Consider the following 13,609-nt stretch of genomic DNA (forward strand, 5'->3'; position numbering starts at 1 on the left):
CGACACACCGCCCCCTGAGCGGCGACCGCACCTGGACTCAGAACCCCCATGGGGCCGGATGGGGTGTGACTGCCGGATCCTCGGACCAGGCCAGGCGGGCCTCCAGGTCGTCCCCGAGGAGCTCGGTCAGACGGTCGACGGCCCAGGCGTTCCAGTAGACGCCGCCGCGAAACTCGGGAACCCGGAACGCGGCGAGCCCCACGGGCAGAGCTTCCGGGCGGAAGACGGCCTTGGTGATCTCGCCGGTGGTCTTCTTCGGCTTGGACGACCGGCGTGTGTCCAGGCAGTCGACGACCTGGTCCACGAGGTGGAGGACGTAGTCGTCCGAGCCGTCGGCGCCGGAAGGGAAAGCCGGATCGGCTGCTTCGATGACGACCGGCACGAAGGGGCCCGATGCCGACAGCTCCGCGGCGAGCAGGTCCGCGACGCGTCGGCTCAGGACCGGAGCGCCCGGATAGCCGCTCGGGAACTCGCCCTTGCGCCAGCCGGGGTTGCCGTCCCACGAGCCGCTGAACGAGGTCGGCAGATCCGTCGCGGACCCGGTGATCTGCCAGCGGATGAGCTTTCTGAGGGAACTGCCGAGGAGCAGTGTCCGGAACTCACCCATGCGCGGAAGCAGGCGGTAGACGGCGAGGGGGTGTGGGGTGCTGTCGGTCATTTACGGTCCCGTCCAGACTGCGGTCGGTGAGGGTACGCCGGTCGAGAGCTCTCCCTCGACCTCACGTCCGATGGCGCGCAGCTCCCGCCGGAGCTCCGTGCGGATGGCCCGGACGCCGAATCCGCGGGCCGTCCTGTCCTGCACCAGTTGGTCCAGTCGCTGGTTGACGCGTTGCAGGAACGGCTCGCGGTGGGTGAAGTTGTGCGGGCTGGGGTGTCCGAGCGGTATGCCGTTCGCCGCGTCGTTCACGTCGACACCGTACCTTTGCAGCAAGTCACGGCTTCTGGCTCCCGGAACCCAGTGGCCGGCGGTGCCTCCGGAGGGAACGATGTGGGCGGCGGCCTGTCCTCGGCTCACCGGGCGCCCCTCGCGCCGCATGTTCCTGCGCAGCCGTCTGGCGTTCTGCCGGCAGGTCAGCAGTCCCAGGTAGTCGGTCCACAGGAGCGGGTCGACGACGTAGGCGCGCGGGTTCGGCCCCGCGTCCATGCCCAGTGGATCCGGGCTGAGATACGTCGCCGTCGCCGGGTCGTAGTACCGGAAATAGTTGTAGTGGAGTTCGGTCTCGGGGTCGTCGTACTGTCCGGGGAAACGGAGCGGTGTGGTCGTACTGGCGTCCTCACCCCATGTGGTGAGACCCCACAACGTGGTGGTGGCCCGCCAGTCGACGACACCGTCCTCCGAGACGAGCTCGGTAGGAGTCCCGACCAGGTCGGTGACGATGGCGTGGAAGCGTTCGTCGACACTCCGCCGCGGATCGTCGGGCGCGGTGCGGCGTTCCGTCTGGGCGAGCGGCCGGATGCCGTCACGGTCCCAGGTGAGGGTGACCTCCTCCACACCGCCGGCGGTCCGGGTCGTCTGCTCCACCAGGTGGGGGCCGTCCCAGGTGAAGAGGGTTTCCTCCATGACCGTCGACCCGTCGGGTCCGAGGCGCTGTTTGGCCGTCCGCCGGCCCATCGGGTCGTAGAGGTATCGCCAGACCGTTCCGTCCGGGGTGATCACCGAGGTGAGGCAGTCCTCGGCGTCCCAGGTGTAACGCCAGACGGCGGGCTTGCGGGACAGACGTGTTCTGCGGCGCAGGACGACCCTGCCCGCGGCGTCGTACTCGTAGTGGACCGAACCGGCACGGTTGACGCGGTTGCCGTCATGGGTGCGGTCGCCTCGCGCGTCGGGCAGGGGCAGGCTGTCCGGCCACACGGCCCGCGTCTGGTTGCCGACCTCGTCATAGGCGTAGGACTCCGTCCAGTCCGCCGCCCGCACGCCGGTCACCCGGCCGGCCCCGTCGACGTCGAAGCGGCGCCGCCCACGGACCGAGTCCTCCAGCGCGGTGACGCTGCCGTCGGCACGGTAGGTGTAGGCGTCGTGCTTCAGCCGCCTGTCCCCGACGTCCAGGGTGCGGCCGGTGAGGCGATCGTCCGTGTCCCAGGTCTGGGTGAGGGTGAGCCCGCGGTCGCCGACTCGGCGGGTGACCTCACGGCTGAGCGGGTCGTACTCGGAGACGAGCCGGCGTCCTGAGGTGCTGAGCAGGGTGCGGTTGCCGGCGGCGTCATAGACTAACGAGGCGGTGACGCCGGTGGGCGTGGTCCGTCCGACGGGACGGCCGAGCGCGTCGTACGCCGTGGTCAGTGCGCGTCCGTCGGCCTCCTGGACGGTGATGCGACCGGTCGGGTCGTAGGCGAAGGCGAGGGTGACGTCGGGGCCGACGGCCTGCAGAAGGCGGCCGTTCGCGTCGTGCGTGAAGACCGTGGACCGGCCGTCCACCGTCTTCTCGGTCCGGTTGCCCACGAGGTCGTACGCGTACGCCGTCTCCTGCCCCAACGGATTCGTGACGCTCAGCAATTGGCCCGAGAAGTCGTGGACGTAGCGCAGGGTCCGGCCGTCGAAGTCGGTCTCCGAGGTGAGGTTTCCCGCGGCGTCGTAGACGTAGTCCCAGGTCAGTCCACGGGGATCGGTGACCCGGGTGAGCCGCAGTTCTGTGTCGTGCGTGAACGTGTGGCGAACGCCCTCGGGAGTGGTCCGGGTCTTGACCAGGTCGAATCCACCGTAGGTGTACCGGGTCACCCGGCCCAGGACATCGGTGTTCGTGAGGCAGTTGCCCTCACCGTCGTACGTCCATGACTCCGTGCTTCCGTCGGGGTCGGTGCGCGATGCCTGGTGCCCCTCGACGGTCCAGCCGAAGGAGGTGGTGGAGCCCAGCGGGTCGGTGACGGCGACGGGCCGGCCGAAGGCGTCGTAGGCGACGCGTGTCTCCGCCCCGAGCGGATCCGTCGCCGAAACGGGCTGTCCCGAGGCGTTGTTGACGAACCTTCGCACCGCACCCAGCGGATCTCTCAGCGAGGTCAGGGCACCGGTCCCGTCATGGGTGAAGACGGCGGTGGCGCCCGAGGGGTCCGTCACGGAGACGCAGTTGCCCCGCTCGTCCCAGTCCTGCCGCGTGACGGCCCCGTCGTATCCCGTCAGCTCGACCGGAAGGTTCAACTCGTTGAAAACGGCGGTCGAGGCCGATCCGTCGGGCAGACGTACGGCGACCAGGTTGCCCCCCTCGTCCCATGCGAGCCGCAGGGTGCGACCCGACGGATCCGTCCGCGCGACCAGTTGATCGTCGTGGTTCCACTCCTGAACGGTGGTGCGTCCCAAAGGATCCGTCTCGGCGACCAGTTGGTAGGCCTCGTTGAACTGATAGACGGTGGCGCCGCCGAGGGAGTCGACCGCGGTGGTGAGGCGGGCCGCCTCGTCATAGGTGAAGCGGTAGCCGAGGATGCCGTCGTCTCCGCGCCCGGCGACGCACCGGCCCGCCTCGTCGTACGTGAAGCGGTACAGGAAGCCGTTACGGTCCTTCCAGCTCGTCATGCGACGCCGGTCGTCGTAGCCGAATTCCAGCGAGAGTCCGGAGGAGTTGCGGACCCTGGTGAGGTCGCCCCGCCGGTCGTAGCCGTACCGGATCAGCGTGGGCCGCTCCGGATGGCTGTTCAGCGTCAGCTCGACGACACGGCCGTTCTCACAGGCGACGCCGACGCGGTATCCGCCGTGGTGGACGATCTCCGTGGGTGTGCCGTCGGGGCCGTACGAGACCGAGACGGTGTTGCCGTTGCGATCTGTGACGAGGGTGAGGACCAGTTCCGACGGCGGGCGGCCGGGCACGGGCCGGAAGCGCAGCGTGCGACCCGTCTCGGGGCGGTGCACGGTGAGTTCTCCGCCCTCCCGGCCGAGCGGCCAGCGCGGGCCCGCCACCGGCATCACCGGGACATCGGGCTCGGGCACGGGATACGTCAGCATCATGCCGTCGTCCGCGACGAGCCTCACCCCGGTCGCGTCGAGCAGCAGCCTCTGGTCGAACGTCGAGGTCCAGCCGGGGCCCAGAAGACGGCCGCTGTGGACACCGGTGCGATGGTGGCGCTCGAAGAGCAGCGGCAGCATGCCGTCCAAGCTCACGTCGGTCGCCGACATGACCATTTGGCCGGTGGCCATGTCGATCGGATCACCACGAGTGACGAGCTTCTTCATCTGACGCCCGAGGTTCTTCATCCGCGGGCCGAGTCCCCGCAGGCTCATGGCCATGCCCTTGAGCCCGGTCTTGCCGAGGCCTTTCAGCCCCTTGAGTCCCTTGGCGAGTCCGCCGAGCGTGGTGAGCCCCTTCATGCCCGGTATGCAGTCCAGCGCGGCGAAGGCCACATCCCATAGGGACGCCTGCCCTTTCGCGTACTTGTTGAGCGTGTCGGCAAGCACGACCAGCGCCGCGATCAGCACGATCGCACCGAGGATCGGCCCCCCGATGATCATCGCGATGATGCCCAACACCGCCACCACGACCTTGCACACCGTGACGATGGTGTCCCAGTTGTCGGAGAACCAGTCCCCGACCTCCTCCCACCACTTCCGGTTGCGAATACCGGCGTCCGACGCCTCGTCGATCTTCGACTTCGCGTCCCGCGCCGCCTCCTCCCGCATCCTGCGGGCGTCCGCGGCCATCTTCTTCGCCGCGTCCAGCGCACTGTTCGCGTCCGTCACGTCCGACCGAGCACTCGTCCGCGCCGACTCGGCATGCTGCGCGTCCCGCGTGGCGGCACGGACCTTCGACTCGTCCGGCTTCTCGGTGTCCTTGCTTCCGGTCGGATCGTCCTTGTACTTGTCCGCTTCCCTGTTGGCCCGCGTCACCCACGAATCAGCCGACGAGAGACGGGACTTGGCGGACGTGAGATCCGCCTGCGCCTCACGCCCCTTGGCGAGCGCCTTGTCCGCCAGCGCCTGCGCCCGCTCCAGCCTCGGCCAGTAGTCCGCGAGCGCGTCCCCCGCCATCTCGTACGACTTCTTCAGCTTCTTGAGCTGCTTCGGCACACCCGAGAACTCACCCTGGAACGCCTTCGCCGACTTCCCCGCCCACCGCAGAACCGCGTCCTCGTCCGCCATCCCCTTGATCAGCCGCAGCGCGTCCGACACGTCGTCGGCGAAATCGTGCAGATCCTTCGACAGCTTCCGCACCCGGTCCGGATCACCCGGCGTCGGATCCCCGTCCAGATCCAGGACATGCCAGTCCCCCGGCCGATTCCCCGCCATGCCGCAACCCCCGTCACGCCCAGTTCGGCAACACCCGTACGCACAAGCGAAGTTACTGGATGGGCGCGAGGTGAGAAAGGGAAGCCGCCGTGGGTCTACCGGTCCGCGAAGCGGAACGTGGAGGTGACGGCGTCGAAGACGTCGAAGAAGGAATCGGCCAGGTCGAGGACCTGGCTGCTGCCGGCCACCAGGGCGACCTTGCCCTCCTGGCCGGGCACCGGGATGAACGTCTGCATGAGCACGGCCCGGATCGTGCGCTGGAGGCTGTCGTCCGGGACGACGATGTCCTCGATGCCGTACGTCCTCGCGGCGGGACCGACGCCGGGTATCTCGACGGTGGTCACCTTGCGCCAGGCGTCCCCCTCCTTCTTCGCCTCCCGCACGGCGAGTTGCCCCGCGATGGCCTGCGGGTCCGTGGGAAGGGGCTCACCGGTCCGCGAGCGGCCGCCGACGATCGAGACGGTGACCGAGCCGGTGATCGGGGCGTCCCCGCCGAAGGACTCGGCCATGCAGCCGCAGTACAGGGCACCGGACTTCCAGGCGTCGGCGGCGGCCTTCCGGAGGAACCCGATGTAGGTGTCACGATGCCGCGCCAACTCCGGGCGCCCCTCGATCCGTTCGCTCACCATCCGCCGGATCGAGTCGTCCCGTGACTCCGGCCGCACGTCGAACTCCCACCACGATTCCGGCACCTTGATCCGGAATCCGCCGCGCTCGACGGTGAGGGTCTCGATGTAGCGGTCCATGGCGCCCCCGGGTGCGTCGTTCGTCCTCTGCCTGGTGTGCGAACCGGCCGTGTGTGTTCGACCTGTTCGGCTCGGGTCAGCGTACGAGGTGCGGCGGACGCGAGGACAACACCCCGGAGACGAAGGGCTCCAGCCACGCGGCGCCTCATGTGAAGGTGTCGAACGCAAACCCTGGGTGAGATGTGGAAGCGGGCCCGTCTCCGCACGAGCCGATGTGTCACGGAACACCATCAGGCCACCGCAGAACGCCAATTCACCCCGGAACACCCCTTTATGCCCGTGTCCGGCACGGGGTTTCCGCCTGGCGAAACCAAGAGCCCCATGGATACCGTCATTGCCCTTGACCGACTTCGATCGACCGATGTCCCACGGGGAGTCCCTTGTGAAGCGCCGCACTTTGCCCGTTGCTACCGCGTTCGCCGCGACAACAGCCCTGCTGCTGACGGCCTGTGGCGGCGGGGACGACAGCCCGAAGGCGAACGACAAGATCGCGGGCGCGGACCAGGGAAGCACACGTTCGGCTTCCCCGAGCGCGAGCGCTTCGGACAACGCCGACCGGCCGGACATCACTCTTCCGGGCGACGTGAAGGACGAGTTCGAGGGCTGGAAGACGGGGGACGCGACGAAGGACGCCGTACTGGCGGACGCGGGTCGCGCGCAGACGGCCACGAACGACGCCATCATCAAGGGCACCTCGGACACCCCTGGATTGGCCTTCTACTACAAGGACAAGGCGTTGACGTCCTCCGCCAAGTGGGTCCAGAAGTGGCTTGACGCGGGAATCACGTACACGGGAACCACGCGCTACTACAGCCCCAAGGTCGAGATCTTCGACAGCAAGTCCGCCGGTGTCTCGTACTGCGCCGATGAGACCAAGGCGTACAACAAGGACCGGAAGACCAAGAAGGTCGACAGGACACCTGCCGGGAAGGACGCGTACGTTCTCTACAACACGCGCCTGGAGAAGACCGCTCAAGGCGTGTGGCAGACCTCCGACGGCACGTCCGTACGGGGGAGCAAGACGTGCGTACGGTGACCAGGCGCCGCACAGCCGTCACGGTCGGAGCGCTCGCGATCACCTGCGCGCTGTCCGTGCCCACCACGGCCTTCGCCAAGGGTCCCGGAGGATCCCAGTTCGACGTCGAGGGGAACAACCAGCAGGACGGTGGCAAGACCCTCGAATCGCGGATCGTCTACAGCGGATCCACCGGTGGCTCCCACAGCAGGCGTTCCGGCGGGTTCACTCCCGCAGGCGACTGGACTCCTCCCGCCTGCTGGTACGAGCCCAAGTGGACGCCGGACGAATTCGCCAAGGAGTTCCAGAGGGAGTGGGACATCCCGCACGCCAGTGGCGTCGGGGAAGCCCACAACCTGGCCGAGGAGCACTACAAGAACGGGCAGCCCTACAAGGACTTCAACAAGTCCGAGACGGGCAAGGGCCTGTGGTGGGACGCGGTTCGTGACCCGGACCGCGAGGAATCTGGTGATCCCGCGGCTTTCGCCTGCGACACCGCCACGTTCTGGGTGGAGAACGGTGAGACTCCGACCGTGAAGAACGCGGTGACACCGGAGATTCTGGCTCAGCTCGCCTACAGCCGGATCAGGGTGCCCGACACCAAGGTCACCCTCGCCCCCCGGGACATCACCAAGGTCAACCTGCCCACCTGGGCCTGGCTCGACAAGGCCACCTTCAAGGACGTGTCCGTCACCGCGTCCCTCGACGTCGCCGGCCTCAACATCTCCGCCACCACCACCGCGAAACCGGTCTCACTCACCCTCGACCCCGGCACCAGCGACGCCGAGACCTACCCGGCCTCCGGCGAATGCCGCCTGAACGACGACGACTCGATCGGCGAGCCCTACGCCAAGGGCAAGGCCACCAAGACCCCACCCTGCGGCATCAAGTACCTGCGCTCGTCCGGCGACGGAACCTACAAACTCCGAGCCACCATCACCTGGGCAGTCACCTGGACCGGCACCGGCGGAGCCGGCGGCGACCTGCCCGACGGCACCTTCGGAACGACCCAGGACATCACCGTGCAGGAGATCCAGTCCGTCAACCGATGACATCACCCTGGTCAGGGAGCCTGTTCCTTCTGCGGGACGGGGCGCTCGGGAGCGTCGGGGAAGAACTTCCGGGACGTCGCGTACATTCCGTAATACGGGTACAGGGGCGGAATGTCGGCACCACCCTGGCGGGCGATCACGGCGATCCGGCGATAGAGACGGGCCCTGCACCGTACGTTCCTGTCGGTCGGGTCGAGCAGGCTCCGGCGCCGCACCAGATAGGTCCCCGCCAGGCAGGCGCAGACGATCAGCGCGTCGACGACGATGAACGCGATCTGGAACTGGCGGGACCTGCCGGACGCGACCATGCCCCAGAAGGGCCACGCCCCGAGTCCGAAGACGAAGAGCGGAATCGCGGCCAGACAGCCGATGACACCGGCCTTCTCCGTGTCCTGTCGCCGCTGGAACAGCATCCAGTGGACGGCGTGGTCATCGAGAAAGTCGAAGCGCGCCTCTCGTCCGAATCGCTCTGCCGCAGCCTTGGCGGCGGGGACGGCGGCGATGACCTCCGAGGGGACCATGTCGTGCGCGGTCCCCTGGTCGTCGACGAATCGTCCGGGCTTGAGGGCGTGATAGTCACCCACGTGAGTCTCTCCCTGTCCGGCAGGCGCCGGTGCGGCGTGGAACGAGGTCGGGGAAGGGCTTGGACGCGGCGTCGGCGAGGGAGCCGTGGACTGTCCTGAAGACCGGGGCTCGCGTCCGGCGCGGGAGTGGGCCGCGTGTCGCCGGGGATCACATGATCCAGCGCAGGGACCCCGCGATCGAGGTGCACAGACGTTCCATGGGACCGGTGACCCCGGTGAGAGGCACGACAAAGCCGAGCACCAGATAGCCCACCGTTCCCGGCATGTGGACGTACAAGTCCAAGGTGGTCCGCGTGCGGATCCGGACCGCTTCACCGGCCGGGAGGACGACGATCGAAACCTCGGCACCGCGTCCGCTCCGCCGCTCCCTCTCCTCGAACGAGGCCAGGAGGTCCCTGGGCGTCGGAGCGCCCGGCCTGGGCATCAGCGACACGATGAGCGAGACGGGCAGGAGGCTGCCGTCGCGCAGCTCCGGCCGCAGGAAGAACTCCAGCGCACCGTTCGCGACGGCGGACTCGGCGGTGTTGCGAAGGCCGGCCCACGCCTCCTGCTTGATCTCCGCCGAGGCGCTCTTGTCGGCCGCCTGGAGGTCCACGAACGTCTTCAGCTGCTTGCGCCACCGGTCCTGGACCAGGTCGATCCTGAACCATTCGCGGGGAACGAGCAGTCGGTAGTCCTTGGGACGCGCCGACACGTCCGGTCCGGTCGTCATCCCGGCATCACGACGGGCTCGCCCTCGGCGTCGAACAGGCGCACGCTCTTGACGACTCCGGCGAACATGGACGAGAACACGTCCCATCCTTCGGGGGTGGGGGTACCCATCTCCATCACCACGGCGGTCCCGTTCGTCAGCGGCACCTGGACCTGGATGAAGGACGTCCGGACCGCCTCGTCCTTGCCCGACCCCGTGAGACTGCCGTCCAGACCGCCCTTCCGGTCCCCGACGCAGCAGACGGCAGGACCACACGGCAGTTCGATCTCGCTGACCTGCCCGATATCGAGGTGCCGCATCGAAGAGCCCATGAATCCGACCGGGTCGGATCCTGCCCGGGGGTCGAGGTCGATCATGCTCACCGTCACCGTGGCCGTACACCGTGTGCCCTCCACCTCGGTGAGGACGAACCCCGCGTACTGAACTCCGGCTTCCACGATGGAGTCATAGTGGGCGGCACACATGACAGCCCACTGGAGCTGTACGTCGAAGTCGGCTTCCGGCATCACATCGCGTGCGAGTTGCATCAGTTGCGCTGCGGTCTCGTCCAGATCCTCCGCGTCCAGCGGAATCTCGAAGAAGCCGTCCGGCATGATCCAGCGGACGTCTATGCCGTGCTCACCGGCCGGGCCCCGCAGTTCGCCCTCGACTGATATCGCCGTCATGACTGTTCTTCTCCGTCGGGAACACTCGTTTCATCCGCGCCCGGTCGGTACGTGGCAGCGAAAGGGTACGGACCGTAGTGCGGGTAGTGCGCGGGAACGTCCGCTCCCCCGTCGCGGGCGGCGTGTGCCACAGCGCGGTACCTGTGAGCCCGGGCCCGGAGATTCTGCCGCGCCGGGTCGCCCCAATGAACCACCGCGGCTCGAATCCACAGACCCAGCAGAATCAGAACGGCGATTCCGGTCGCGGTGAGATAGACGAGCTGAGCTCTGCCCGACTCCCAGTACTGGGCCGCGCCACCCCAGTACACAGCGGCGCCGAAGCCGATGAGCGCGAGCGGAACCCCGGTCCTGAAACCGGCGCTGAACATCTCCTGCTCGTCCTGGTGCCGAAGCCTCAGCATCCGGAGCACCGCCCCGTCGTCCAGGAAGTCGAAGCCGACCTCACGGCCCGCCTCTTCGGCCAGCCTCCGCGCCCCGGGAACCCCGGCGATCACCTCGCCGGGCACCAGCCGAGCCGGCTCCCCGCCCCTGCGGCCGATGAACTCCCACTCTCCGAGTTCGCTTGTGTCACTCATCAACGCCCTGCTCCTCTCATGCTGTTCGCCCGCTCATGCTGTGTTCCCCGCTCATGCTGTGTTCGCCCCGGATGCGGGCTAGGCGGCCAGCGCGGCGTGGAAGGGCTTCGGCGAGGCACCGGGAGAAGGCCTCGGCGTGGGCGCCGGAGTCGGCGAGGGCTGCTGGGCGGGCGGCTGGTATCCGGTGGTCCCGCCGTTCTCCCCGCTGAACATCCGGTGAAGGGCGCTCGCGAGGCCCGTCCCCTTGATGGCGGCCGTGATCTCCTTGCCGCCTATGGGCACGAATTTTTCCGGAAGGCCTGAGACGCCCAGCTTCTGGCCCAGCTTCAGCCCGCCGGCCAACGTCTTGTTGGTCAAGGTCACGCTCAAGCCGTTGAGGAAGTTGTGGCCGATCCCGTCCACAGCGGCGAGGCCCCTGAAGGATCCAAAGGTGCCGAGCTTTCCGAACGCCCTCAGTTTCGCCATGCCCTTGAGTCCGACCAGGGCCCGGAAACCCTTGAGGGCCCCCAGTCCGGGAAGGATGCCCAGAGCGTCCGTGCCCAGCTTCAGCCAGTCGACCTTGCCGCCGCGGACAGACATGTCGTACGCGTGACCGGCCAGCGCCGCGGCGCTGGAGAGAACCGCGAGGGTGGCGAAGATGGGCACCAGGAACTGGAGCGGCGGGACGAACGCGCAGACGACCGCCAGCACCGAGAGAATGGCCGAAAGATTGGAGAACGTATCCGCCCAGTCGGCGAGCCAATTCATGAATCCGCCGGGATCCCGAACGGCATCGTGGTGCACGACGTCTCTGATGTGGCGGGCCGCGCGATCTCCGGCGTCGTCAAAAATGTCCCTGGCGTCCGACACGTCCTTCCGCGCCTGGCCGATCCTGTGCAGCGCCTCGTTCTGTTTCTTCTTCCAGCGCTCGTACTCAGGCCTGTCCGCCTCGGGGATCTCGGTGACGAGGTACTTGTCCGTGAACTTCTTCACCTCCCGCTCCGCCATGTCGTGATCGTCCTTGGCCTCCCGGTAGTCCGCCAGCGCCTTGTCGGCTTTCCGCTGTGCGCGGTGCAGTTCTCCGGCGAACTCCTTCGACTCTCCGTCCGCTACCGTCTCGCCGAGCGCGTTCGCCGCCTCGTCGTACCGTTCGAACGCCTTCTGCAGTCGGTCACCCGCGCCGTCCGCCACTTCGTTGAAGGCGCGCCCCGCGTCGCTGTCCCATCCCTCCACGGACGACAACGCCTTGATGACCCGGGCCTGTTCATCGATCATCTCGGCCGTCTTGCGCAATTTGCGTCCGAGTGCCGCCACTTCATGCGGGTCGCCCGGCGTCGGATCCTCGTCCCAGAGGGGCGGCCAGTCGCTCGATCGCCTGCTCACTACTTGCCCTTCCCCTTGGCCCCCGAGATGGCATTGGCCAACTCGTGGTCTATTTCCTCATATTTCTGAGACGCGACCGATGTCGCTTCAGCAAGCTTCTTTATTTCCTTCATGAGCTGCTTGCGCGTCTTCTTCCATGTGCCGCCGAAATCGTCGAAGGCATCTTTCAATCCGCCATGGCCGAGTGCGTCGTTGTAACCGTCCGCCGGATTGCCGTGCTGTTCGAACTCACGGTGAATCTTGCCCAGCGAACGCGAACATTCCTTGATCAGTTCCAGATCGTAAGCGGTTCTGTCACCCATCGATTAATTCCCCATCGTGAACATGAGACACTGCTGCGATACTTCGCCCCGCAGGCAGCGAGGAAGGTGAGACGAGTTGTCCAGGAGCAGCGACCGCACAGCACGCAACCGCCTCGGCGTCGTTCCGGACGCCGGCGCGTGGTGCGCGATAGGCCGGATCCCCCAACCTCCGGCGGACGTTCACCAGGCGGCCGGCGCGGGCCCGTTGCGACCCGCGTTCCTCCGGCCGCTCGGCATCCTCGGCGCCGTACTCGTCGCACCGCTGATGCCCATCGCCATGCTGTTCAGCCTCCTGGCCTCCGGTGAGGAGGCCCTCAAGCGCCTCCTGTCGACGAAGGAGGAGCGCGACCGGGGCCGAGCGGACGACCTGGCCACCGACAGACGGGACAAGGCCATCGTCGAGCAGCGCCTCGACGACACCTTCGACGGCGACTGGGACAAGGCCGCGGGACAGTTCCTGCTGCGCTGGTACGGCCATTCCTCCCACCACCAACGTTTCGTCATGCTGGCCGAGGGCCGCATCGTGCTGGCCGCCCCGCCGAAGCGGGTGTCCGTCCGCCGAGAGGACCGCATGCGCGTCGTCGCCGAGATTCCCGCGGGAACGGCGGTCGTCGAGGACCCTCTGCCCGAGCACGACAACCGAAAGCTGCGCGTCCGCTTCACCGACGGCTCCTGGCTGATGCTCACCACGGAGGAGCAGCGCAGCGAACTCCACATGTGTCTGATGCGGCGGACACGGGCCGAGGGGCCCCACACCTCCGACGTCTGACATGACGGTGCGATGGGACACGGCATGTGCCCCATCGCACACAGGCGGCACGTGGTTCGCGGGCGCTTCTAGCCCTTGACACCCTTGGCCAGCTGATCGTCCAGGTCCTCATAGGCCTTCGCCGCGTCCTCCAGGAACTTGGCCATGCCCTTGAGGCCCTCAAGGGTTTCCTTCATGCCCTTGGTGAACTCCTTGAAGGAGTCGTCGAAGGCCTGGGAGCCCTTGGACGTGGTGTAACCGTCCGCGACGAGGCCGTCGATGTAGCTGTCGAGGCCGTGGAGCTTGTCCTCCATCTTCTCCTTCTCGTGGCCCAGTCGCTTGGCAGCGCCCCGCATCTTCTCGTAAGTGATGTCCGCGTCTTTGCCGCCGGCCATGTGGCGTCCTCCATGCTTCAACTCGCCCCAGGGCCAACCCCCGTGGCTCCTGATACGGATGGTGCGATCGTCCGCATCGAGCAAGCAGCTTACTTACGGCGCTTGCAGGAGCACACCCCGGTTGTGTCACGAGCCCGCACCAAGGGCCGTCCCCCGCCCGGGTCTTCGTTGTTCTCTCACATGGGCCGTTGCCTGCGGGAAGCGGTGAGCGGATAGGGTCGAGAGCACTGTGGCCCGCGTTCCG

At 67.6% G+C, this 13,609-nt stretch carries 13 protein-coding genes; 3 read left to right on the forward strand and 10 right to left on the reverse strand.

All coding sequences use genetic code 11. The features are described 5' to 3' along the window. Positions 1-37: 37 nt before the first annotated feature. The 3 genes from ACFYW9_RS06765 to ACFYW9_RS06775 all read right to left on the reverse strand — a co-directional run bounded on the left by ACFYW9_RS06765 (position 38) and on the right by ACFYW9_RS06775 (position 5,955). Positions 38-658 (reverse strand): hypothetical protein, encoded by a 621-nt coding sequence (locus tag ACFYW9_RS06765; protein ID WP_389145622.1) that lies wholly within the window; start codon positions 656-658, stop codon positions 38-40. Next, positions 659-5,209, reverse strand: coding sequence for a DUF6531 domain-containing protein (locus ACFYW9_RS06770; RefSeq protein WP_389145625.1), 4,551 nt, complete (start codon positions 5,207-5,209; stop codon positions 659-661). Positions 5,210-5,304: 95 nt separating this feature from the next. Continuing rightward, positions 5,305-5,955 (reverse strand): hypothetical protein, encoded by a 651-nt coding sequence (locus ACFYW9_RS06775; protein WP_389145628.1) that lies wholly within the window; start codon positions 5,953-5,955, stop codon positions 5,305-5,307. 382 nt (positions 5,956-6,337) lie between these two features. On the opposite strand from ACFYW9_RS06775, the gene ACFYW9_RS06780 reads away from it, so the two are divergent. Together ACFYW9_RS06780 and ACFYW9_RS06785 are read left to right on the forward strand one after the other, a co-directional pair. Beyond that, positions 6,338-6,991 (forward strand): hypothetical protein, encoded by a 654-nt coding sequence (locus tag ACFYW9_RS06780; protein WP_389145630.1) that lies wholly within the window; start codon positions 6,338-6,340, stop codon positions 6,989-6,991. Continuing rightward, positions 6,979-8,022: a hypothetical protein gene (locus ACFYW9_RS06785; protein ID WP_389145633.1), complete on the forward strand. Its 1,044-nt coding sequence runs from the start codon at positions 6,979-6,981 to the stop codon at positions 8,020-8,022. The genes ACFYW9_RS06780 and ACFYW9_RS06785 overlap by 13 nt, the downstream gene beginning before the upstream one ends. Before the next feature lie 11 nt (positions 8,023-8,033). On the opposite strand, the gene ACFYW9_RS06790 is transcribed toward ACFYW9_RS06785, so the two are convergent. The 6 genes from ACFYW9_RS06790 to ACFYW9_RS06815 form a co-directional block, all read right to left on the reverse strand. Beyond that, entirely contained in the window at positions 8,034-8,606 is a 573-nt protein-coding gene (locus ACFYW9_RS06790) for a hypothetical protein (protein ID WP_389145636.1), read from the reverse strand. Between the two features lie 148 nt (positions 8,607-8,754). Further along, positions 8,755-9,318 (reverse strand): hypothetical protein, encoded by a 564-nt coding sequence (locus tag ACFYW9_RS06795; protein WP_389145639.1) that lies wholly within the window; start codon positions 9,316-9,318, stop codon positions 8,755-8,757. Then, positions 9,315-9,983 (reverse strand): hypothetical protein, encoded by a 669-nt coding sequence (locus ACFYW9_RS06800; RefSeq protein WP_389145642.1) that lies wholly within the window; start codon positions 9,981-9,983, stop codon positions 9,315-9,317. Before ACFYW9_RS06800 ends, ACFYW9_RS06795 begins: the two co-directional genes overlap by 4 nt. Continuing rightward, positions 9,980-10,558 (reverse strand): hypothetical protein, encoded by a 579-nt coding sequence (locus tag ACFYW9_RS06805; protein ID WP_351863063.1) that lies wholly within the window; start codon positions 10,556-10,558, stop codon positions 9,980-9,982. Before ACFYW9_RS06805 ends, ACFYW9_RS06800 begins: the two co-directional genes overlap by 4 nt. A 78-nt stretch (positions 10,559-10,636) precedes the next feature. Beyond that, positions 10,637-11,920, reverse strand: coding sequence for a putative T7SS-secreted protein (locus ACFYW9_RS06810; RefSeq protein ID WP_351863062.1), 1,284 nt, complete (start codon positions 11,918-11,920; stop codon positions 10,637-10,639). Continuing rightward, positions 11,920-12,222: a hypothetical protein gene (locus ACFYW9_RS06815; protein WP_351863061.1), complete on the reverse strand. Its 303-nt coding sequence runs from the start codon at positions 12,220-12,222 to the stop codon at positions 11,920-11,922. Before ACFYW9_RS06815 ends, ACFYW9_RS06810 begins: the two co-directional genes overlap by 1 nt. 76 nt (positions 12,223-12,298) lie before the next feature. On the opposite strand from ACFYW9_RS06815, the gene ACFYW9_RS06820 reads away from it, so the two are divergent. Further along, the gene (locus ACFYW9_RS06820; protein WP_389145647.1) at positions 12,299-12,991 is read left to right on the forward strand and encodes a hypothetical protein; all 693 of its coding nucleotides are present in this window, start codon (positions 12,299-12,301) and stop codon (positions 12,989-12,991) included. 68 nt (positions 12,992-13,059) lie between these two features. Here ACFYW9_RS06820 and ACFYW9_RS06825 read toward each other — a convergent pair whose 3' ends face one another. Continuing rightward, a complete protein-coding gene (locus tag ACFYW9_RS06825; RefSeq protein ID WP_164369568.1) occupies positions 13,060-13,365 on the reverse strand; it encodes a WXG100 family type VII secretion target in 306 nt (101 codons plus the stop codon). Positions 13,366-13,609 lie beyond the last annotated feature (244 nt).

Origin of the sequence: Streptomyces sp. NPDC002698 (assembly GCF_042888945.1) — a bacterium.
GTDB lineage: Bacteria > Actinomycetota > Actinomycetes > Streptomycetales > Streptomycetaceae > Streptomyces.

Bases quoted from the DNA above. Each gene is read 5' to 3' on its own strand.
- ACFYW9_RS06765 (WP_389145622.1), bottom strand. From the start codon at position 658: ATGACCGACAGCACCCCACACCCCCTCGCCGTCTACCGCCTGCTTCCG.
- ACFYW9_RS06770 (WP_389145625.1), bottom strand. From the start codon at position 5,209: ATGGCGGGGAATCGGCCGGGGGACTGGCATGTCCTGGATCTGGACGGG.
- ACFYW9_RS06775 (WP_389145628.1), bottom strand. From the start codon at position 5,955: ATGGACCGCTACATCGAGACCCTCACCGTCGAGCGCGGCGGATTCCGG.
- ACFYW9_RS06795 (WP_389145639.1), bottom strand. From the start codon at position 9,318: ATGACGACCGGACCGGACGTGTCGGCGCGTCCCAAGGACTACCGACTG.
- ACFYW9_RS06800 (WP_389145642.1), bottom strand. From the start codon at position 9,983: ATGACGGCGATATCAGTCGAGGGCGAACTGCGGGGCCCGGCCGGTGAG.
- ACFYW9_RS06805 (WP_351863063.1), bottom strand. From the start codon at position 10,558: ATGAGTGACACAAGCGAACTCGGAGAGTGGGAGTTCATCGGCCGCAGG.
- ACFYW9_RS06815 (WP_351863061.1), bottom strand. From the start codon at position 12,222: ATGGGTGACAGAACCGCTTACGATCTGGAACTGATCAAGGAATGTTCG.
- ACFYW9_RS06825 (WP_164369568.1), bottom strand. From the start codon at position 13,365: ATGGCCGGCGGCAAAGACGCGGACATCACTTACGAGAAGATGCGGGGC.